The organism is Lachnoanaerobaculum orale (genome assembly GCF_003862485.1).
GTDB classification, from domain to species: Bacteria; Bacillota; Clostridia; order Lachnospirales; family Lachnospiraceae; genus Lachnoanaerobaculum; species Lachnoanaerobaculum orale.
In genome coordinates this window covers 525,208-548,267 of sequence record NZ_RRCM01000001.1, presented here as the reverse complement: position 1 = coordinate 548,267, position 23,060 = coordinate 525,208, and the positions used below count along the sequence as shown (strand labels likewise).

19 protein-coding genes and 1 pseudogene are annotated in these 23,060 nt (G+C 35.2%); 1 reads left to right on the top strand and 19 read right to left on the bottom strand.

Features of this window, described 5'->3' with window-relative positions; translation table 11 throughout:
• Positions 1–4: 4 nt before the first annotated feature.
• From EHW90_RS02715 to EHW90_RS02650, 15 genes are all read right to left on the bottom strand, one after another.
• Positions 5–1,087: a phosphotransferase enzyme family protein gene (locus EHW90_RS02715; RefSeq protein ID WP_124951044.1), complete on the bottom strand. Its 1,083-nt coding sequence runs from the start codon at positions 1,085–1,087 to the stop codon at positions 5–7.
• 2 nt (positions 1,088–1,089) lie between these two features.
• Positions 1,090–3,240, bottom strand: coding sequence for a 1,3-beta-galactosyl-N-acetylhexosamine phosphorylase (gene gnpA, locus EHW90_RS02710; protein WP_124951042.1), 2,151 nt, complete (start codon positions 3,238–3,240; stop codon positions 1,090–1,092).
• Positions 3,241–3,376: 136 nt separating this feature from the next.
• Positions 3,377–5,527 (bottom strand): sodium/glutamate symporter, encoded by a 2,151-nt coding sequence (gltS, locus tag EHW90_RS02705; RefSeq protein WP_124951040.1) that lies wholly within the window; start codon positions 5,525–5,527, stop codon positions 3,377–3,379.
• Between the two features lie 305 nt (positions 5,528–5,832).
• Positions 5,833–6,549, bottom strand: coding sequence for a HEAT repeat domain-containing protein (locus tag EHW90_RS02700; RefSeq protein WP_124951038.1), 717 nt, complete (start codon positions 6,547–6,549; stop codon positions 5,833–5,835).
• A 96-nt stretch (positions 6,550–6,645) separates the two neighbouring features.
• Complete coding sequence (locus EHW90_RS02695; protein ID WP_124951036.1) at positions 6,646–7,689, bottom strand: Fic family protein; 1,044 nt, start codon at positions 7,687–7,689, stop codon at positions 6,646–6,648.
• Between the two features lie 174 nt (positions 7,690–7,863).
• Complete coding sequence (locus EHW90_RS02690) at positions 7,864–8,466, bottom strand: hypothetical protein (protein WP_243113893.1); 603 nt, start codon at positions 8,464–8,466, stop codon at positions 7,864–7,866.
• A gap of 251 nt (positions 8,467–8,717) precedes the next feature.
• Entirely contained in the window at positions 8,718–9,575 is an 858-nt protein-coding gene (locus EHW90_RS02685) for a PfkB family carbohydrate kinase (protein ID WP_124951034.1), read from the bottom strand.
• Between the two features lie 9 nt (positions 9,576–9,584).
• Positions 9,585–10,553, bottom strand: a complete 969-nt coding sequence (locus EHW90_RS02680; RefSeq protein WP_124951032.1) for an SIS domain-containing protein — start codon at positions 10,551–10,553, stop codon at positions 9,585–9,587.
• 39 nt (positions 10,554–10,592) lie between these two features.
• The gene (locus tag EHW90_RS02675) at positions 10,593–12,011 is read right to left on the bottom strand and encodes a YfcC family protein (RefSeq protein ID WP_124951030.1); all 1,419 of its coding nucleotides are present in this window, start codon (positions 12,009–12,011) and stop codon (positions 10,593–10,595) included.
• 8 nt (positions 12,012–12,019) lie between these two features.
• Positions 12,020–13,561: an amidohydrolase family protein gene (locus tag EHW90_RS02670; protein ID WP_167456743.1), complete on the bottom strand. Its 1,542-nt coding sequence runs from the start codon at positions 13,559–13,561 to the stop codon at positions 12,020–12,022.
• Positions 13,562–13,953: 392 nt separating this feature from the next.
• On the bottom strand, positions 13,954–14,679 hold the full coding sequence (locus EHW90_RS02665) for a GntR family transcriptional regulator (protein WP_124951026.1): 726 nt from the start codon (positions 14,677–14,679) through the stop codon (positions 13,954–13,956).
• Positions 14,680–14,773: 94 nt separating this feature from the next.
• Positions 14,774–14,935: a hypothetical protein gene (locus tag EHW90_RS13255; protein WP_009446648.1), complete on the bottom strand. Its 162-nt coding sequence runs from the start codon at positions 14,933–14,935 to the stop codon at positions 14,774–14,776.
• A 113-nt stretch (positions 14,936–15,048) separates the two neighbouring features.
• Positions 15,049–15,393, bottom strand: coding sequence for a hypothetical protein (locus tag EHW90_RS02660; RefSeq protein ID WP_124951024.1), 345 nt, complete (start codon positions 15,391–15,393; stop codon positions 15,049–15,051).
• Positions 15,394–15,572: 179 nt separating this feature from the next.
• Entirely contained in the window at positions 15,573–15,794 is a 222-nt protein-coding gene (locus EHW90_RS02655) for a hypothetical protein (RefSeq protein ID WP_124951022.1), read from the bottom strand.
• Entirely contained in the window at positions 15,791–16,291 is a 501-nt protein-coding gene (locus EHW90_RS02650) for a hypothetical protein (protein WP_124951020.1), read from the bottom strand. Before EHW90_RS02650 ends, EHW90_RS02655 begins: the two co-directional genes overlap by 4 nt.
• A 493-nt stretch (positions 16,292–16,784) precedes the next feature.
• Between EHW90_RS02650 and EHW90_RS13420 the strand changes: the two are divergent.
• Positions 16,785–17,316: pseudogene (locus EHW90_RS13420) on the top strand (transposase).
• A 150-nt stretch (positions 17,317–17,466) separates the two neighbouring features.
• Here the strand turns inward: EHW90_RS13420 and EHW90_RS02635 are convergent.
• From EHW90_RS02635 to ppdK, 4 genes are all read right to left on the bottom strand, one after another.
• Positions 17,467–19,224 (bottom strand): DUF4153 domain-containing protein, encoded by a 1,758-nt coding sequence (locus EHW90_RS02635; RefSeq protein WP_124951018.1) that lies wholly within the window; start codon positions 19,222–19,224, stop codon positions 17,467–17,469.
• A 14-nt stretch (positions 19,225–19,238) separates the two neighbouring features.
• Positions 19,239–19,448, bottom strand: coding sequence for a helix-turn-helix domain-containing protein (locus EHW90_RS02630; protein WP_007590663.1), 210 nt, complete (start codon positions 19,446–19,448; stop codon positions 19,239–19,241).
• 11 nt (positions 19,449–19,459) lie between these two features.
• Entirely contained in the window at positions 19,460–19,933 is a 474-nt protein-coding gene (locus tag EHW90_RS02625) for a DUF2975 domain-containing protein (RefSeq protein ID WP_007590662.1), read from the bottom strand.
• Positions 19,934–20,230: 297 nt separating this feature from the next.
• Positions 20,231–22,861 carry a pyruvate, phosphate dikinase gene (ppdK, locus tag EHW90_RS02620; protein WP_124951016.1) on the bottom strand — a complete coding sequence of 877 codons (2,631 nt, stop codon included), beginning with the start codon at positions 22,859–22,861 and terminating at the stop codon, positions 20,231–20,233.
• Between the last annotated feature and the right edge of the window lie 199 nt (positions 22,862–23,060).

Sequence of the window (23,060 nt, the reverse complement as noted above, 5' to 3'; positions counted from 1 at the left end):
CCTGTTACTGAATATATTTTTCTACAATCTTTTTCATCTCATCCATATTTGACTCCATATCCGAAATCAATTTCATTTGAGTCCTTGCCCTGTCAAGGTTGTGATTCTTCCTTGAAATCTTAAAATACTTATCTCCCGCTATATAGTCCCCCAAAAACCTTATGCCGCATTCATAAGTCATCACAATTGCCGCCATCGGCAAAAGTTCTATCTCCCTTTTATTCAAACTATTGCCGCAAGCCTTCAAAAATCCCTTTGTAAAAGCCTCAAACAGCTCAATATCAAGCCCTACCTTAGATAAATCGGTTTCATCCTCAAGCCCTTTGTTTGCCCCGAATCTTATCGCATCACCAAAGTCAAAATCCGCAACTCCGGGCATTATGGTATCCAAGTCTATCACACATAGAGCCTTTTTGGTATGCTTGTCAAATAAAATATTGTTGAGCTTTGTATCATTATGTGTAACTCTAAGAGATATTTCCTTGTTTTCCAATGCTTCATTAAATATCTTGGTATACTTTTCTCTGCTTTTGAAAAAATCTATCTCACTTTTTACATCCGCAGCCCTTTTTAGAGGGTCTTCAGATACCACGTTTATAAAGGTTTCATATCTTTTTTGTGTATTGTGAAAATCCTTTATAACTTCAAAAAGCTTATCTACCGGAAAGTCAGCCAGCAGATTTTGAAAATTACCGAAAGCAAGCCCCGACTCATAGAATTCATTTGCCGACTCCACCTTCTCATAACATACGGTATCTCTTATAAAGTCATATGCTCTCCAGATATCACCTTCACTGTCCTCATAAAAATAATTTCCGTCATCCGTATTTATAAGATTTAGAGTCTCTCGTGTGTAATCTCCGCCTCTTTTTATTATCTTATCTTTCAAAAATGAAGTTACAAGATATATATTTTCCATAAGCCTTTTCGGCTCTTTAAAGATTGACTTGTTTACCTTTTGCAAAATAACTTTTCTGTTGTCATATTCAAGCAGATATGTATCGTTTATATGTCCGTTGCCGTACTCACAGTCTCCTTTCAGATTGCCGATACCGCTGTACTGCTTAAGAACTTCTGCTAAAGCCATAATTATTTTCCCTCTATCTCAAACCATTTTATCTCATTCGGAGCAAGCACAATATCAAAACTGCTCTTATCTCCCTTATATATGGTGCTCTTTTGCTCATTGTAAGTATTGTTTACCACACAGAATTTATTGTTCTCAGGATAAGCGTTCACTTCCACATTTTCATTGCTGCTAAACCACTTGTGAATATTCTCTTCATCATGTGAAGCCCAAAGTATCGCTCTGTAAAGTAATCTTGTATTTGCAAGGCTGTATGGCAGTCCGCTTATATATACACATCTTCCGTTTTCACATTCTTTTGCGGCAAGCTCTACAAACTTACTCTTCTTTGCCAAAATATCGGTTCCTTCAAGTGCATAAATCTGATGCAGCCTGTCTCCGAAATCAATATCACCGTCCATACCCTCAGTTATAAAATGCGGTGTTACCTCGGTGTTGTACTTACCCCTGCCCAGAGTAAATCCGTTTTCAAGTTCCACTCCAAGCTGAGTGGCAAGCTGTAAAATCCTTCCCTGATAAGGATATCCGCTCGGTTCTCCGATTCCTATAAAACCTCCGCCGCTACAGATAAACTCTCTGACTGCCGACAAAATCATCTCATCCTTCCAGTATCTTCCGCCACATTGTCCTGTCTGTGCGTCACCTATATTTATAATTACATCAAAATTTTTGAGTATATCACTGTCTTCTATTATATCGTCAAAGCTTATAAAACTTACATCAAAAGGCGCACCGCTGAGTGACTCTATTACACCTGCATACGCTTCATTCTCCTTGTGATATATGGCATGATGTACCATATGATTGCCCCACGCTTTATATCTTCCCCAGCTGCTTAAAACTGCAACCTTTTTAAAAGAATACGCCCTGCATCCTTTGACATTTTTATAAAGCTCTCTGAACTCGTCACATACAAGCTTTGCATAGTCTATAAAATCAGGAAAATCCAAAGTCAGCTTCAAATATCCGCCGTAGCCTATCCTGTCTACAGGTACTCTAAGAATTGCCCTTCTTGCCGTAATCCAGTTTTTCATAGCCTCTTTTACAGGGTCGCCGCCCGGATGGAAAGTATCAGGGAAAAAGTAAGGCAAAAGCCTTCCCTCGGTATATTTGACCCCCTTAATATCGCTTATAAGCCTGAGAGTCTGACCGTTGCCCACGCTTCCTACCACGGCATCCAAACCGATAGTTTTAAAATCATCCATATAAGGCTCAATACCTATCCAGTGATCGCCTAAAAACATCATGGCTTCCTTACCGTACTCATGTACTATATCCACCATTTCCTTTGCAAGCTTCGTCACTTCTCTTCTCTGGAAATCAATAAAATCAAAGTATTCCTTGCTCGGTACTCTGTAGGTATTATTCATATATCCCTGGTCTATTATATATTCAGGTCTGAATCTGTATCCCACTTCTTTTTCAAACTGGTCCAATATATACGGACTTACAGAGGCTGAATATCCGTACCAATCCACATACTTTTGTCTTGCCAGCTCGTCAAATATAAGGGTGAACTGATGAAAAAATGTTGTAAATCTGATTACATCAACTTTAGGATGATTTTCCAAGAACTTTCTGAGTCTTTTCATTGAATATTCACGGGTCTTCGGTTGGCGTACATCAAAAGTTATCTGTTTTTCAAAATCTTTCCAACCGTTGGTCACCGCATTGTACATATGTACAGGATCCCATATAATATATGCCAGAAAGCTTACAGTATACTCATGATATTTTTTTGCCTTAATAACCACTTCACCGTCTTCATAATGCCATTCCTTACTTCCAAGCGACCTGCCTAAAGTCCTGTCCATGACTTCCCACCATCTCTTTATATCGTCATGGTCATTTACTTTCAATAAGTCCTTATGCAGTCCCTCCATCAGATTGATTCTAAGCACACTGTCATCAGCCATATGGAAGTCCGTCATCACATACATCTGCTGAACTTCATCCGGATTTTTCTTTGCCCATGCATTATCTTTTCTGGTTGTATAATATGTAGCATAAATTTTTGCGTCAAGCTCTTCTATCTCCTTAGGCATATCCGTACCGTCACAGTCTCTGACGGCATCAGCTCCCCAAAGCTTCATAATCTTTTTTGTCTCTTTAATTATATCTACATCTGTAGGTATTGTTACTCTCCCCTTCAATATTGACCCCCTTAAGTTTTCAATAAATTTTTACAATAGTATTAAGTAAACTATAATAGTTTGACACAAAAATTTCAACTAAAATCTTATCCATTTTATACTAAAATAATAAAGACTCCCCGTAGGGAGCCTAAAATCAGCTTAAGAAATTTATAAAGAATGTAATTGTAAGACTGTTCAAAAAGTCTGCAAACATACTTCCGACTATCGGAACAAGTAAGAATGCCTTTACTGAAGGTAAATACTTCTCGGTTACAGCCTGCATATTTGCCATTGCATTCGGAGTCGCACCCATACCGAAACCGCAGGTTCCTGCCGCAAGCACCGCAGCATCATAGTCACTGCCCATAAGCTTAAATACGATAAATCTTGCAAATACGAACATAAGTACTGTCTGTCCTGCAAGCAATATAAACAACGGCAGAGCAAGTGTGGCCAACTGCCAAAGCTTAAGTGTAATCATCGCTACACCTAGGAATAATGAAAGACAGATACTTCCAAGATCATTTATCTCGCCCATATGTATTCTGAACTTATCTGTATACTCACTGATATTTCTCATTACAGCCGCAACTATCATAGATCCGATATATACAGGGAAGGTCATACCCGTCTTTGAAAGTATAAATGATATAACTGTTCCGATACCCATTGCCAGTGTAAGCTGATATACCGCCGGAGCATACATAGAAACTTCTCTTCTATGCTTTATCTCCTCTTCAACAAGAATACTGTCATCTTCATATACTGCGGTGGCTGTAAGGTTCTTCTTTTTTATCAGACTGTTTGCAAGCGGTCCTCCCATCAGCGAACCTGTTACAAGTCCGAATGTAGCCGCAGCTGTAGCAAGTGTGGTCGCACCTTCCACATTCATATCTTCAAGTAAAGGTCCGAATGCTCCTGCCGTACCGTGTCCTCCAATCATAGGTATTGAACCTGTACACATACCTATAAGCGGACTTATTCCGATTGCCTTTGAAAGTCCCACAGCCAAAGTATTCTGCAGTATTATAAGTAAAAGTAACAAGGCAAGGAAGATAAATGTTCCCTTTCCACCGCTCTTTAATACTTTCATATTTGCCTGAAAACCTACAGAGGTAAAGAACATTACCATACAGACATTCCTCAATGTCTCATCAAAGTTTATTTCAATAATACCCGCTGCATAAAGTATACAGAATATTACGGCAAATATCATTCCACCCACTACAGGCGCAGGTATACAGAATGTTGTAAGGAATTTTATTCTCTCTTTCAGCATTACACCTATAAACAGTGCCAGTACAGCTACAGCTACAGTCTGGTACATATCAAGGTTTAAGGTCTTTCTGGCTGAAGTATCGGCCTTAATCTCCGGCTTCACTCCCGTTATACCGTTGTCGCTGTACCACTTTGCCGCCGCCTTGTGGAAAGGAGCATCAATACTGTTTAATGCGCTTTCATCAAATATATTTAAAGTATCACCTGAAATCTTATTAAAGCTGTCATGATGTACCTTAAGTAAATTTAAAATTGCATCAATATGATTTGCACTGACATTTTCATTTGCCACAAGCACCGCCATCACACCTACAGTTGTGATATCCTTGTTGATCCCCTTATATGTTCCTGATTTTATTGTTGTAACACTGCAACCGTCATAGCTGTTTTCCAAAAATCTCACAGCTCTGTCATCCAGTGAGAGTATATCAATAGGTACATTGGCATCTGCAAGCTCCGTAATCGCCTTTGTCGGTGTAGCCGCCGTAACGAAGAACGCGTCTATCTCACCGTTTTTTAAAGCTGTTGCAGCATCGTCAAATGAAAGATATCTTACATCAATATCGTTCACGGTAAGTCCGTAGGCTTTTAATATATTCTTTGCATTCTTCAATACACCCGAGCCTTCTTCACCTACCGAAACTCTAAGTCCTTTAAGGTCTTCAACCGAATTTAACTGCAGTTTTTTATTAACCACTATCTGATAGTTCTCAGTGTAAAGTCCGGCTACCGCCTTGGTCTTCTTTATAGGATTGCCTTCAAACTCTCCCTTGCCGTTAAAAGCATCAGTGAGTGTATCATTTTGTACTATCGCCATATCTACTATATTATTCTCAATAAGTCTGATATTGGCTGCCGAACCTGCACTCATCTGTACACTCATATCAATATTGCTGTCCTGCTTTGCCACATCCTTTAATGCATTACCGTAGGCAAAATAGGTTCCGCCCGTTCCGCCTGTCGCCAGATGAATATTGTTGTTTTCGCTTTGCTTTGCACATCCTGAAACCATCAGTGCACATATCAATATAATAAATGCAAAACTTAAATTCTTTCTTATACCTTTAATACGCTATCCCTCCTTCTCTGAATAATAAAAGGGTAGCATATTGTGCTCCCCTTTAAGTCTACGTCATTTTTTGACGAAAAGTATTATACAGAAAATTAGGCTGTACGTCAAATTGATAGATTCTCCGGATTCTGTTTTTGATTTAAAAAAGCAATACATATATAACAATATTTTCGGTATTGAAAATAAAAAAATATACAATTTGAAAATATTTAATGATACATATCTACAAACATAAATATTAATCAAGAATATTTTTCTTCCTACTTATTCAAAAATCTCGCCGCCGACTTTCTCGCCTTTTCTATTTTCTCAGCATCCACATCTTCCGCAGCCGATGAACTTATCCATTTCTTTCCAAATAAAACCTGTGCCGCCTCTATCATAATACCGCAGGCATATAAGTCAGTCTCTGCTGCAATCGCTAAAGCAAAGCATTGCTTTGTCTTTTCCTGCAGCAATTCCTTATCAACTCCGTGAAATGACATTTGCATAAGGCTTGATGCAGACCATGCCCTGCAAAGACTGTCTTTATCTTCCGACATTTGCTTTGTCAAAATATCAATCTCATCCAAAGAGCCTATCCATCCGAGAGCTATAATGATCTTTTGTCTAAGTAAAGCATCTTTTGACTCTATAAGTGAAGTCATAACCGGAATAAGCCTATTACAAAATTCTAAATAAAAATCTCTATGTCTCAGTTTTGAAAGAGTTTCGGCAATAAGGTATGCGGCAAATACTTTTAAATTTTCTTCGTCTTCATTGTCCAAAACCTCAAGCAGAAACTCCAAGCCTTCTTTATCATGTTTATAAAAACTGCCTGACAGATTTAAGTTCGTACCTTCATCTCTGTCTTTACAGATAAGCTTATAATGATATTCTATTTCCTCACTTGCACCTAAATCCGCAATAAATTTTATTCTATCGCCGTCAGTAAGGTTTTGTTTTTTTAATTCTTCATATCTTTTTTGTAAATCCATTATAGTACTCCATATTTTTATTCTAATTTGGTGTATCTTATTATAGAGTTTTTTCTAAAAAATATAACATTTTCAGGTAACTAAATAACAATTAATCTAAACCTTAATATATTTTGTTGAGCGCCCGCTACCTGTATGTTGTATTTTTCCACTATCCTGTAATTCCTTTAAAGCACGTTCTATGGTCCTTTGCGATATATCAGGACAAAGTATCATAATATCCTTTTTAGAAAGCGGCTTTAATGACCTTTGAATAACAGATAATACTTTTTCCGGTGATGTCAATTTTTCATTTCCAATAAGGTTAAATCTGTCATCACATTCTTCATACGCTTTTAATAAAACTCCAAGCATATATCTTATAAACGGGATTTGATCATTTTCACCTGTATACCACTTTTCACTTGATTTTTGCAACTCTTCATAATAAGACTCTTTACTCTCTTCAATCAGCATCTCTATACTTATATACCTTCCAACAAAGTAATCGAACTTATAAAGTAAAAGTAATGTCAGTAACCTGTTCATTCTTCCATTACCGTCATCAAAAGGATGAATACATAAAAAATCATGTATAAGTACAGGTATTAAAATTAATGCAGGAATATTTTCTTTTACCGCTTTCTTATAAGCCTCAACCATTTTATCAAAGTACATTTCTGTTTCAAAACTGCTTACCGGCTGAAATCTCACTTTCCTGTTGCCTAGCGCATCTACTTCCATAATGGTATTGTCTAGGGTCTTAAATTTTCCCTTATAGTTTACATATGAATATGAATATAACTGATTATGGAGAGTTAAAATATCATTTTTATTAAATTCTATATATGCATAATTTTCATGAATAATGTCAAGTACATGTCTATATCCTGCAATCTCCTCCTCATTTCTGTTTCCGGGTTCTGCCTTTTTATTCATCAGTTCGTTCAGTCTTGCATCATTTGTATAAATCCCCTCAATAGCATTCGAAGACTTCGTACTTTGTATTTTAGCTACATCAATCATCTTATCCAAAACATCAGGATAATTTTTCACATAAAGTTCTTGCTTCCCCTTATATTCGTGAATTTTTGCAATTGTATGATATATATTTACAGGCAAAGACAATTCCATAAGCTTTAAATAATTGAATTCTCTCAAAATATCACCTCCCTATTCTCGCCATTATAGCATATTTGGCTATGAAAAATAAATAATGGCGAGAAAAATCTCGCCATTATTAGGATTTTGGCGTAGAAAAACTATTATTGGCGAGATTCTAAAATGTACCACATTAATGTTTCTACAAGCTTTCCAATACTTTTAATAAAAGAATCAAAATAAACTCATTCTATCCACAATACATTTTTTAATATATTCAAACACAACACTCGGCGTTTTGATAAAGTCATCCGTTTGTCTTCGTAGTTTTTCTTTACCTGAATCGTAAACACGTATAAAAGAATCATCATTATAAACTGATATTGAATCATCAATCTTTACAAACAGCTCCTTAGCATTGTCCTGAACTTTTAGATTATCTTGAATTCTTCGTAATTCATATACTAATCTATAATCTGCTTCCGATCTGATATTAAATAGTTCAAAAGTTGATTTGCTATTATGTAGTAGGAATGAATTGCTATATCTTGGACGGTACACCCAGTCCCTCTCAAATTCAATCTTTGATGACAGCTTCTTCCACTCTTTTACCTTGAATCTGTAACACTTCGCATTTGGATGTGTGCGTCCTCCTAGATTATTTATCTCCATCCTAGGCAAAACACTTACCTCTAAAACTTCTCCATAATACAAAACACCTGCATTCTCACCAAAAAGTTTTTTAGATTGATATATAGCAATATATTCAACCTGATGGTAGTTAGTATTTAGACTATCTGCAGGAACATAGTAATACTTCTTATTAAAGCACTCCACCCACTGTTCTACTGAACTTAATGAGCCAACAAGTACATCTTCCTTAGTCCAATCTATTTTTCTCAGTCTATCCTCAATCCCCTTAGGTAGAACTGCTCTCTCAAATGCACTGGAATCAGATTCACCAACAAGCCTTGTCAGTAGTTCTTCAGCTATTTTAGTTTTTCCGGGTAAAAATGGTACACCACCTATATTAAAAATAAAAAGTCATAAAACCTAAAATCAATTCTAGTTTTATGACTTTTTTATTTTTAATTTAAATACGGAGTTCCATACCCAAAAGCTCCATTCATTTGACATACTTTTGCTGAAAATTCAGCAGCTTCATCCAGAGCCTTCATTATTGCATTTTGCTTATCTACACCATTGTGTAATCCGTCAATATAACTGTCCATAAAGATTGTCAGAAATGCATCACCTGCACCTAATGTATCTACAACATTATCAACTATTTTTGCAGGCTGTGTATAAAATCTTTCACCATCATACATAATACATCCTTTAACTCCTCTCGTTACTGAGACAATCTCAGGACCTAAAGAATAAACAAATTTTAAATGTTCCTTAGCCTTCTCATCATCACCGTCAAATGAACAAAATGCGTATGTAACAAACGGTGCATATTTCTTATAGTATTCTATTGTTGAGTCATCTGAAAAATCAAATGATACTTTTATTCCGGCTTCTTTCATTTTCTGTAACTGTGATTCCGTATAACAATAATTTCCCGAATGAACAAAATCGAACTCCTTCATATACTCTATATCAAATCTATCAAGTATATACGGTGTCTTTCCTCTTACTCCGCCTTGGTTATAATCTCCAAATATTCTATCACCATTGTTTAGAGTACATTTTGACCATCCGTTTTCACCGATAAGCTGCTCACATTTAAACATCTCTATTCCTATATTTTCTAGAACCTTAATTATGTATTCCGCTATATTATCATTTCCAAAATATCCCATATAGGCCGAACGTTTCACACCGAAAAGTTTGGAGTATACACTTAAATTTACACAATTTCCTCCCGGATACATTACATTTGTATTTTCATATATATCTACTACATTATCACCAAACCCCAAAACCTTAACATTATGTACCATGCTTCCTCCCTAATATTCTACAACTCCCATATATCTTCTCATATCAAGCGGATGTTGACGCTTATTCTGTAGTGCAGTACGATATGCTACTGTCATATTGTAGAAAAGCATAGGGCAGAAATATTCATTAACACTTTCATCAATTTCATCTATTCCAAGATCTTTTGCATCTATCACTTCATATTTATTACCATATTTTTTAAGGAAATCAAGACATCTCTCATCCATCTCTCTGGCGTTTCCGGTACCCATAAGTAAAATATATAAATGATCTTTATCTGTGCATTCAAACGGACCGTGAAAATACTCTCCACTATGTAAATAACAACAATCCATCCACTGCATCTCCTGTAGTGAGCATATTGCAAACCCGTATGCCTGTGAATATGATGCTCCTGAACCCATTATGTATAAGAATTTTTCGTTATGATATTTTTCTGCAAAAAGCCAAGTACGGTTTTTCACTTTTGAAGTAGCCGTTCTCACAATACTGTCGATATTTTCAAGTCCTTCCAATATTGCATCATATTTCTTGTAGTCAGGCTCCTTCTCCTTTAATAACTCATTTAAAATACGTAATACAATCCCCTGTGGTCTTTCGTTTTCATTAGTCTTATCATCCCAATCATATAATACTGTATTAAATTCTCTTGCACATATTGACTCAGGATTATGTGTCATTGTAATGACTGATGCTCCATTTTTTAACGCAACCTTTACAGCATTAATAACCTCTTTTGTATTGCCACCATGTGAACAGGCTAAGACCAAAGCGTTCTCATTTAAAAATCTAGATGGTGCAACTGACATTTCTTTAGCCGTCATCCAATGTGCATGTATCGTACCTGATTCGGAATTCAAAAAGTAAAATCCCGGATAAAGATCTACCAATGACCCTCCACACGCTACAAAAAATACATCCTTAATATTTTTTGTTTTTAATACATCTCTTATTAATTCTTCTGCTCTACCGTTCATTATTATTTCCTCCAATTCTCTATATACATTTTAAAAAAATTACATTCCTGCTGAAACAGTACAAAATACTATTATCACTATAGTAAGAACTACCCAGCATTTCCAAAATGTTTTCCACCACTTACCAAATGATATCTTGCATATTGCAAGACCTGCGACTGTAGTTCCTGCAACGGGACTCATAATATTTGTCATCTGATTTGCATACTGCAAAACCGTTACAGATGCTTCAGGATTTACACCGTGCAGATCACAAAGCGATGACATTATAGGTATTGATAATGCTGCCTGACCTGAAGATGAAGGTACCAGTAAAGCCAATAAACTTTGTACTATATACATGGCCCCTACAAATACAAAGTTCGAAGATCCTTCAAGTACTTTGGTCAATGCATTTAGTATTGTATCAATAATCATACCATCCTGTGCAACAACCATGATACCGTTACAAAATCCTATAACCATAGCTGCAAATGCAATTCCTTTTACACCTTCAATAAATTCTTCTGATATTTGCCTTTCATTTAAGCCTCCAATTATACCCATCAATATACCCATTCCAAGGAATACCATGGACAACTCATTCATGTACCATCCGAATTTAATTAATCCGAATACTACAACACAAAGTCCAATCAGAAAAATAATTAAAACACCTCTCTGCCTACCTGTGAAAATTTCTTCATCATTTTTATCTTCATTAGAAAAATTTCTTCTAAAGAGCTTATCGTTTTCAAATGTAACTGACTTCTCAGGATGTGCCTTAATTTTAATTGCTCTAAATATAGTGAATCCAATTATTATTGTCATGATAATCACAAACTGCATCATTCTAAATATCAATTGAGGATTACCCTTTATACCTGCAACACCTTGTGCTATAAGCACGCTAAAAGGATTTATAGTTGATGCTGCATATCCCATTGTGGCGCCACCACATACAATTAAAAAAACAGTCATTGAATCATATCCCATGGATAATATTATGGGCATAAGTAAAAGATAGAACGGTACAAGTTCATCAGACATACCAAATGTTGAACCGCCGAGTCCGAACAGCATCATCAAAATAGGTATTAAAATAATACTCTTATTTCCAAGTCTGCTAACCAATTTTTTTAATCCTACATTCATAGCTTTCGTTTTATCCATTATTGAAAATACTCCACCAATGATAAACACAAAAGCAATTACCTCTATACCTCTCTGAATACCTTTCCCGGGTGCCTGCAGGACTTGTGCTATCCCCTGTCTTAAATCCCCTTCTTCAGTTACTTTCTTTACTGTCGTATAAGTTCCTGATACTGCTACTTCTCTTTCTCCGGCGGCTGTATCTACCAACTGTCTTTCAAATGAACCGCTTGGTATAATCCATGTCATAATTGCAACAAATACAATTAACATAAAAATCAATGTAATAACATGTGGCATATGTAATCCAATTTTATTTTTAATCATTATTCCCCCTAGTCAATTTTATAAACAATATTTCCGTCAAATATTGTCATAACATTCTTTACCTTAAGACATTCATATTCATTCAACTGTGTAAAGTCTTTACTAAACACAGCGATATCAGCTAATTTACCTGCTTCTAATGTACCGACTTTGTCTTCCATAGAGATATTTTTTGCTCCTCCATAAGTCCATGCTTTCATCATATCACATATAGATATTGTGTTATCCGGCTGAAACGTCTTACCATTGTCTAACTTTCCAAAGCAAGAATAATATATCGACTCCTGAAGACTGGTAATCATAAGCGGCAAATCTGTAGCCCCACTTAAAATCATTCCGCTATTCAACATTTCTCTTCTATTCCAATACATCTTCCCCCTTTCTTCCCCTATAGTTCTTTTAATATTCTCAATTATTAAATCTCCACTGTCTAATCCCATTATTTGAAAATATAGCTCAGCACAAACACCCATTTTACCTAATCTTTTCAAATCATCAGAATCCGAGTACTCCATATCTGTAATAGCATGCCTGTTCTTAAGTCTGCCGTTCTCCATAATACATTTGCTGAAAATATCTGTTGCTTTCTCTACAGCACCATTCCCTTGACAATGTAATGACCACCTAAACCCTTCTCTATCTGCATTTAAAACATCTTTTTCTATTTCATTCCAATCTATATCCATTATGCAATTAACATTTTGGTTTTTATATGGCTCCTTTAAATATCCTCTCATTGATGCAATTGTTCCATCAGTCATCCTGTTAAATCCACTGAATCTAACTTTATCTCCTGTAAACTTTTCTCTCATAGCTTTTGCATATTCTAAATCCATAGGTCTACTTACAGGCTGTGACATAAAGAAAAATCTTAATTTTAAACTATCCTCCTTTTCTTTGAGAATATCACTAAACCCATAGAAATCATCAAATCCCATTTCCTTAACTGATGTTACACCTCTTGAGTTCATCATAGCGACATATCCTGACAGTTCATCATCAATAAAATCTCTATCATTCAGGTATGTTTCCATTATTCTATAATAGCTTTCCGGGAAACAACTTTCAGAATTGAACTTGTATATATTTTCTGCTATTGAGTTCATAATGCAATCTCCCCTATCCGAAGAAAATACTATTATAGGAATATTGGGATATGTATTTTCTAAAATCCTTCTTCCTTCTTCCCGGCACAATTTATTAGGGTTCCAGCCATGTCCTAAAACCAATTTACTATGTTTCTTTTCTATATATCTGTTTATTACATTTACAGCTTCTTCAGAAGATGCCACATTTGAAAAGTCAGCGCCCACATGAAAAACAGCATACCCGGTAAAAAACGTATGTGTATCAATAAGTCCGGGCATTATTAGTTCATCTTCAAACTTTATAATATTTTCAGCTTCTTCCATATCATGAAGACTGACACTTCCACTTTCTACCTTTACTATTTTTTGTCCTCTGATACAAATATATCCCGGATAAGTAGTATCTGAAATGGAATCAAATATATGGTTAGACGCAATTATATATGAATATAATTTACCCATATTCCTCCTTGCCATGATAATTAGCAAATTTTCACACAGCTCGTATGGCCTAATCAGAACTGCACTCGCATCTTTTGCTAATTATATTGCTTTATTTGTTATTATTTTATACTATAAATAGTATATCGTTATATAACGTTATATTAATTAATGCAAGTATATCATTAAATATATTCATATTCAAGCATATAATGTACTTATACTTATCCTCGTTGATTATTTACATATTTTTAAATATTATTTATGTATATAGTATAAAATATTGTAAAAATATTATTTTATGATTATTTACTATAGATTTTTTATTAAAACAATAAAATAAAGCTTAACATATTAAATTTAATACAATATGTTAAGCTTTACATCTATTATATTTACATACTAAAATCATCTTATATTGTGATACGATACCTGCTACCAACTATATTTTCACAACCTATATATATAGGATGATCATCTGAGTCACTCCAATAAGTTGTCATTTTAAGAACAGCATCGCCTGTATTAATTCTAAGTTCATTGCATAATTCTGTACCTGCATTTACTGCTTCAATTTCTGATATACCGTTAGGGTATTCTCTAAGTTTAAGATCCTCTAATAACAGTTCGAATAGTGAGCTATCTTCAAGTTTTGAAATATCAAAATTTTTAAATAATTTTTCCGGAAAAAAGAGTTCTTCTAAAATAACAGGAATTCCATCTGCCGATCTTAGTCTTTTTACGTATATAATATTATCACCTTCTTTAAGCTTCAAAAAATCCATCTTATCTTTTGTAACTGATATAATTTTACTTTCTATTACATGTGATCGAGGAACTATATTTGCATTTATACATGTATTGGAAAAACTTTGTGATTTTCTCATCTCAATCTTTCTGAATATTTTAGTTGCTTTTACAAATGTACCTTTTCCCTGTTTTTTTTCTAAATATCCTAAACTACATAGTTCATTTACAGTCCTTCTTATTGTTATTCGGCTTACACCAAATATTTTCTCAAGTTCAGCTTCTGTAGGTATTTTTTCACCATTTTTATATTTACCTGTCTCAATTTGATACTTAATCTCTGACATAAGTTGCCTATACAATGATATATTCAAATCTTTATTTAATTGCATAACAGTATCCTCCAAATTCACTTACCGAACCATTATATCATCGAATAGAATAAACTTCAAAACTGCCAACATAGAGAGTAGTTAAAACATTATTTTATAAAAAATACTGATTTTCCGTTATCACATCAAGTAACTCCTTCCCTGCATCAATCATAGCCTGTATCAAGGCATGTTCCGGTTGCAACGCTTCATATTCGCTTCTAATTTCAACATCATTAAGTTGTTCATTTAAGAAATCATCAAATTTTGTACTCATTACTATCTCCACTCCTACTCAAATAGTCATCTCTATATCTCATTGCTTTATATATCTCTCAATACAAGGTGTATTTTGTGTCAATCAAACAGCCTGGCAAGAAATATCAAATCTTATTTTTCAATGTTTTTCCCATCTATATTAACAGAGAAGTACCATTTCCCATCGTCCTCAAAGGCATGAAAAACACCTAAGATTAAATAACAATCTTTCCATTTATCCCGATATTTCCCAAGTTTCCTATCTGAAATAAACTCTTCTTTTCTATCTATCGGAACTAACCATCCCGGCACTTTAAACATAATCTTAGTAAGATTAACAAATTCTTCTTCTGTCATATCCGGAAAAAACATATATCCCTTAACTTTACAGTATTTCTGTATCTCCATATATGCTATTTCAGCACTTTTATATCGATCATTTTTTATCACTTCCGGATTCGTTTTCCATTTTTGCATCAACTACCCCTCCAATCAAATTCTTGCCAATAGTCCCACCCAAATAAAACTTCCTCTCCATAACGAGTTAATGCCAAAGGAACTACATCAACAATAATACATACTATTTGGAAATAAATCAAAAAGAATATCTTCCAATATTTGATTTTGAGTCAGCATTCTTTCTATTTTCAAAGCACCTATTTTATTTTATACCCGTCCGATGATTTTCTCCCAATCAATGATACTTTAGATAAATTTCCTGCCTTCACTTCTTCACAGATACGGCGTACTACTCTTGGAATCGCCGGAGTATTGCCAAAGAAATCTCTTGCCATATAATTACCCGGAGCTAGACCCGGAATTATATAATTTATAATCATTCCATATACTTTCATTTCATTTGAATTTAAAGTAATCATTCCTTTTCGCCTTTTGAAAAATCATTTGTTAAATTAGCTGCAAGTATTTTCATTTGTGACAGAATATTTCTTTCTGTTTGTGTTAAAAGACTTTTAGGTTTTTGTATTAATACTAATACTCTAACCAAAAAATCCGTGTCTGAAATATTATCAATCACTTTATAGTCTTTATATACTCTTTCAAATGAGAACAATCTTCCATGCCATAAATTTTCTTTAAAAAAACTGTCATATTCATTTGAATTTTCATTTAATAATGATCTTGAAAGTCCTGTAAATGCTCTACCAGGTGAACTTAATTCAAGTTCAGATTCTACTTTTAGAACAACTGTGTCGTCATTTTCAAACGGTTCAACTACTGTCACCTTTTTTTGATTATAATTACTCTCAAGAGAGTTCATTTCATCAAGTTTGGCTTTAAGGAATTCCAAATGATCCTTTAAATAACCTGTCGGATTAGGATTTGCCAATTTCATTTTTAACATTATTTCATGCATACAGTTACCTCCTTTGTTTTAAATCAAGTATTTAGTTCTTGATTTAAAATAATAGCAACATATCTAACCCTACTTTTCAATACTTAAAGCAAAAATTTATTTTTTGATTACCAAATAGTACAAAATAGAATGGAAGCACCTGTAAAGTAGATTTGCTCTACTTTTCGGATATTCCAAACCGGTTCTTTGTTCTTGTTCAGATATTCTGAACATTTACTTCAAATTTTACCAAATTTAAACATGAATTTCTTGTGTCTAGTCCTCATTACAATCGTATTGAATTTTTTATTAAGAAAGGCTGACCAAGTTCATTGCTCATTCTTTCCGTAGTGCAATAACTATTGCAGAGGCATCCGACAAAGCTAATGTTTCTACTCACACTGTATATAAGATACTTGGTACACTTAACAATTCATCTGATAGAATTGGGGAAGCTATATCAATAGATGAGTTTAAAGGGAATGCCGGAACCGAAAAGTATCAAACTATTGTTGTGAATCCTATAAAACACAAAGTTCTTGATATACTCTACTCAAGAAAGAGTGCATGTTTGGTTGAATACTTTAAGTCTCTTGATAAGTCAAAACGCATGAATGTAAAATATTTCTCATGTGATATGAATAAGACTTTCATAGATATAGCTAAAACATACTTTCCAAATGCTAAGATAGTTGTTGACAGGTACCACTTTATAAGGCAGGTATATTGGGCTCTGGAGAAGGAAAGCACACTTCATAAAAGAGTTGTTTATTAAGCTACTTGATGAAAAATCATACTCAAAGCAACGAGTGCTACTTCGCGAATGGCTGCTTGAAGTGGAAAGTTCCGGCATAAAAGAGTTTAATGCGGCAATCACAGCATTTAGAAATAATTACAAATACATCTTAAATCCACTTAAGTATCGACATATATCAAATGGGCCTACAGAAGGGTTTAATAACAAGATAAAGGTACTTAAAAGAGTATCTTATGGTGTACGTAACTTTACATATTTTAGGAATAGAATTTTAATGGTGACGGCTTAAAAAATGTCTGGGGACGAGGTCTTTTTGTTGTGCAAAAAAATATTTATCAGGCTTTAAATATATAATGCCAGGTAAAATGCTAAGTTCAAAAAATTCAAATATAAAAAGTGGGCTGAAAAATCAACCCACCCCAACACTTGACAAAGAACCTTAATTTAGATTCATATGTTTTTTTATTTCGAAAGCCTTATTTCTGGAGTAATTATAACTGATAGGTTCATCTATATCAAAAGAATAATACCCCATGATACCTTCTGCGCAGAAGTGTAGCTTATCTTTAAGTTCTTTATCGGAACTGTTTTTCCAAGCCTTGTAAATAACAGGCATTGCAGCCATATCACTTTCCCTAAGATCATATATATCATAGTATGGCAGATTACCGTTCATATAGGCATTAAGATTATACCCGGCAACCACTGCGTCTATATTGGCAAGACAAAGAAGTACAAAAAGTATATTTCCTGCATAGAAACTTGATTTGGTAACAGGAAAGCTCTTCTTAAATTCTCCCATTATGATAAAGGCAAATACAAAACATAAGAAAATCATAAATACACTTGGAATTATGCGCAGTGTTGTAAGTCCATAAGTGCTTATATACAGATACATCTTGGCAAAGTCAACCGATATAAGTGCCAATGTTAATATTGAATTTAGGATTATATGAATACGCAAATACTTATTATTTTCATTTTTAACTGAAAAAATTTTAGCTACCGCAATAAATACTATATTGATTAAGGCAACAGCCAGAAGTTCAAAAAATCCTCGTCTTGCATATTCTGAATAGGTAAAATCAGCCGGCAAAGAACCGCCTAAAATATCTATAAAATATATAGCCTGTATTCCTATAAAAAGAATATAAAAGCAGCAAATAACTGCATTAACGGTATATAAACTAAGTCTTGGTATGAAAGCTGCATTATCCATGGTTTTATTAAACTTATCTATATTAAAGGACTTTGAATTATCCTCTATGGAACTTCCGTAGATAAGTGCGTACAGGTAGGTTGCCATAGGTAGTGACCATATAAGAGTTCCTATATTTTCAGGAACGTTGATATCGAAGTTGAATAAATGGTCAAAAATATTTTTAAAAGTAGCATCTGCACTTGAAAGCAGGAAAATGACAATCATTATAAACGGAGTACCAATCAAAAGTCCTAGAAAAATATGCAAAAAGTACTTAGTCTTTGTACTTGAAGTGCTTTTTCCCCTCTTTGAAAACATGCAAATCCAAAAAGAAGTAGCATTATGTATAGGAATAAATACAAGTGCATTGATATAGTCATATAATATAAGCGCTGAAGTTTCGCTTTTTATAAGCTTGTTAAATACCGTTACAGGAAGATAAATAAGCATAAAATTCATAGCTATTTGCATAAATATATTAAGGGAATAGTTATAAAAAACAGTAAAGCTTATGGCTAAAAGTATCATAAGTACCGATAAAATAATACTTTCACTATTGAACTTAATAGCCTTTAATTTAGCATATGCAAGCACTGAGATAACATAAAGTACTATGTATAAGGTAGCTCCCAAACCTAAAGTTACCATGCCTGTATTTAAGTTATAATATTTTATGCATAAAAATGCGAGTATAAATACAACGGGCAGCATTATTATATCTAACGTTTCAAACTTATATTTAGGCTCTTTTTTTATTGGAGTCTTATTTGAAGTTTCAGACTCCATATTAATGCCGACTGTGGGAGTACTTGCAGTATTGTTTGAACCGTCAGCTATATTATTGCCTGCATTTGCAGTGTTGTTTGAACCGTCAGCTATATTATTGCCTGCACTTGCAGTGTTGTTTGAACTGTCAGATACATTATTGTTTGCATTTGCAGTTATATCATTATCTGAATTTATAGCTGTATAATTATCTGATAAATTTTCGCTCATGTTAAAGACCTCCTTTAGTTTTCGTCAGGTATGTATTCCAGTATATCTGCCACTTGGCAGTTAAGTTCTCTGCATATAGCCTCCAAAGTGGAGAATCGTACCGCCTTGGCTTTATTATTTTTAAGAATGGACAAATTGGCAGCTGTGATACCTATTCGCTCGGCAAGCTCTCCGGCAGACATCTTCCTTTTTGCCATTACCACATCTATATTTACCATAATCATAACTTTTCTCCTTATATGGTATACTCATTTTCTTGCTTTATTTCTATAGCCTCTGTAAAGACATTCTTAACTACTCTCAGTATAAGAGCCATAAATGCAGAGCCTGTAACAAGTAATACAAAAGGTAGATAGAAAAATGTTAAAATAAAGCATACAAATGAGACAATAAAACAGCACCATGAAAGCATTCTAAGATACTTGACATTTTCTGCTATAAATACTTTAGACTTATGTATATTACATAAGAGCTTATATAGGAGAAACAGTGCGGTATAGGCAAGTATATCAAGTATGTAAACAGCAATCATACTGAAAATGATATACTTTCCGATAAGTTCTTCCTTGGAAAGAGGAATATAAATGCGCCTTAAGATAATAAATTTTATATCATGGTGTATGTAAATATTAAGCAGTATACCCAATATGGCAAAAACAAATACACATACCTTAGATAAAGCTATACTTTTATTTTGTGTCCAATTCATCACAACCTCCTACTTTACATATAGATATTTACAAGCTGTAAAAAATTCATTAATACTGGGAACATGATAACATATAATTTAATGTTTAGCAATAAAAATGTATTGTTATTCGATAAAAAAATATTGAGATTCATTTAAGAATTGTTTTTTAAGATGAGTTGTAAGGTGATATTATTTATTAAAACATTTTGTAAAATAAAAAGTGAGCTGAAAAATCAACCCACCCCAAAACTTGACAAAGAACCAAAAAAGAGCAGACGCCCTCGCGTCTGCTCCAAAATCTATCTATATATTATATTACTTTCTCTCAGCGATAGCTGCCTGTGCTGCTGCAAGTCTTGCAATCGGCACTCTGAACGGTGAACATGACACATAGTCAAGACCAATCTTGTGGCAGAACTCAACTGATGAAGGATCTCCACCGTGCTCGCCGCAGATACCTACGTGAAGCTCAGGTCTTGTCTTCTTACCAAGCTCGATAGCCATCTTCATAAGCTTGCCGACACCGACCTGGTCAAGCTTAGCAAACGGATCGTTCTCAAAGATCTTCTTATCATAGTAAGCATTGAGGAACTTACCTGCATCATCTCTTGAGAAACCGAATGTCATCTGTGTAAGGTCGTTTGTACCGAAGCAGAAGAACTCAGCTTCCTTAGCGATGTCATCAGCTGTAAGACATGCTCTAGGAATCTCGATCATTGTACCTACCTCGTACTTGATGTTTGATCCTGCTGCTGCGATCTCGGCATCAGCTGTCTTTACAACGATATCCTTAACATACTTAAGCTCCTTAGAATCTGATGAAAGCGGAATCATGATCTCAGGCTTAAGGTTCCAATCAGGATGAGCCTTAGCTACGTTGATAGCCGCTCTGATAACAGCCTTTGTCTGCATAACCGCAATCTCAGGATATGTAACTGCAAGACGAAGACCTCTGTGTCCCATCATAGGATTGAACTCGTGAAGTGAAGCGATGATAGCCTTAATCTGTGCTACGCTCTTGCCCTGAGTATGTGCAAGCTTCTCAATCTCAGCTTCCTCTGTAGGAACGAACTCATGTAGAGGAGGATCAAGAAATCTGATGGTAACAGGGTTACCCTCAAGAGCCTCATAAAGCTTCTCGAAATCTCCCTGCTGTACAGGTAAGATCTTCTCAAGAGCTTTCTCTCTCTCTTCTACTGTATCTGAGCAAATCATCTCTCTGAATGCGTCTATTCTGTCGCCCTCAAAGAACATATGCTCTGTACGGCAAAGACCGATACCCTCTGCACCAAGCTCTCTTGCCTTCTTTGCATCATGCGGTGTATCCGCATTTGTACGAACTTTAAGTCTTCTGTACTTGTCAGCCCAGCTCATGATTCTTCCGAACTCACCTGCTATCTGAGCTTCTCTTGTAGCTATAGCGCCGTCATAGATATTACCTGTTGTACCGTCAAATGAGATAACGTCTCCCTCGTGGAATGTCTTTCCGCCAAGCTCGAACTTCTTGTTCTCTTCATCCATAACAATCTCAGAAACACCTGATACACAACAAGTACCCATACCACGAGCAACAACGGCTGCGTGTGATGTCATACCGCCACGAACTGTAAGGATACCCTGTGAAGCCTTCATACCCTCGATATCCTCAGGTGATGTCTCAAGTCTTACAAGAACAACCTTCTTTCCTGCGTCTGCCCATTCCTTAGCCTCTTCAGCTGTGAATACGATCTGTCCGCTTGCCGCACCCGGTGAAGCTGCAAGACCCTTACCGATAGGTGTAGCCTTCTTAAGTGCCTCAGGATCGAATGTAGGGTGAAGAAGTGTATCAAGGTTTCTAGGCTCTATCATAGAAACAGCCTTAGCCTCGTCAATCATACCCTCATCTACAAGATCACATGCAATCTTAAGTGCCGCAAATGCTGTTCTCTTACCGTTTCTTGTCTGCAACATATAAAGCTTTCTGTCCTCGATAGTAAACTCCATATCCTGCATATCTCTGTAGTGATCTTCAAGTGTATGACAAATCTTTACAAACTGATCATAAACTTCAGGCATTACCTGTTTTAACTGGTCGATATGCTGCGGTGTACGAACACCTGCAACAACGTCCTCGCCCTGTGCGTTCATAAGGAACTCACCCATAAGCTTCTTCTCACCTGTAGCAGGATCTCTTGTAAATGCAACACCTGTACCTGATGTATCACCCATGTTACCGAATGCCATCATCTGTACATTAACTGCTGTACCCCATGAATAAGGGATATCATTATCACGACGATATACATTTGCACGAGGGTTATCCCATGAACGGAAAACGGCCTTGATAGCCTCAACAAGCTGCTCCTTAGGATCTGAAGGGAAATCCTTACCGATCTTTTCCTTGTACTCGGCCTTAAACTGATTTGCAAGCTCTTTCAAGTCATTAGCGTCAAGCTCAACGTCCTGCTTAACACCCTTTTGCTCTTTCATCTTGTCGATAAGAGCCTCAAAATACTTCTTACCTACTTCCATAACTACGTCTGAGAACATCTGGATGAATCTTCTGTAGCAGTCATATGCCCATCTAGGGTTGCCTGACTTCTCAGCCAAAACCTCTACAACCTCTTCGTTAAGACCGAGGTTAAGAATAGTATCCATCATACCCGGCATAGATGCTCTTGCACCTGAACGAACTGAAACTAAAAGCGGATTTTCCTTATCACCGAATTTCTTTCCTGTGATCTCTTCCATCTTGTTGATGTGATCCATGATCTGGCCCATGATTTCATCGTTAATCTTCTCGCCGTCCTCATAGTACTGTGTACAAGCCTCTGTTGTAATTGTAAATCCCTGTGGTACAGGCAAACCGAGATTTGTCATCTCTGCAAGGTTTGCTCCCTTACCACCTAAAAGATTTCTCATTGTTGCGTTACCTTCTGTAAAAAGGTATACCCACTTATTTGCCATGTGAAAACCTCCGTATGTATTTTCCTGTATTTTCCGTTCACCATTATACCATATTCATATAATATAGCAAAGCATAAAAACAAAAATCCTTACCTTAAAATAAAATTTTATAAAATTGTATGCTATAAAAATCTTGCAAATAAAAACTTTTGCTTTATACTATAGGAGGTTGATTAAATGAACAGATATTTATATCTAT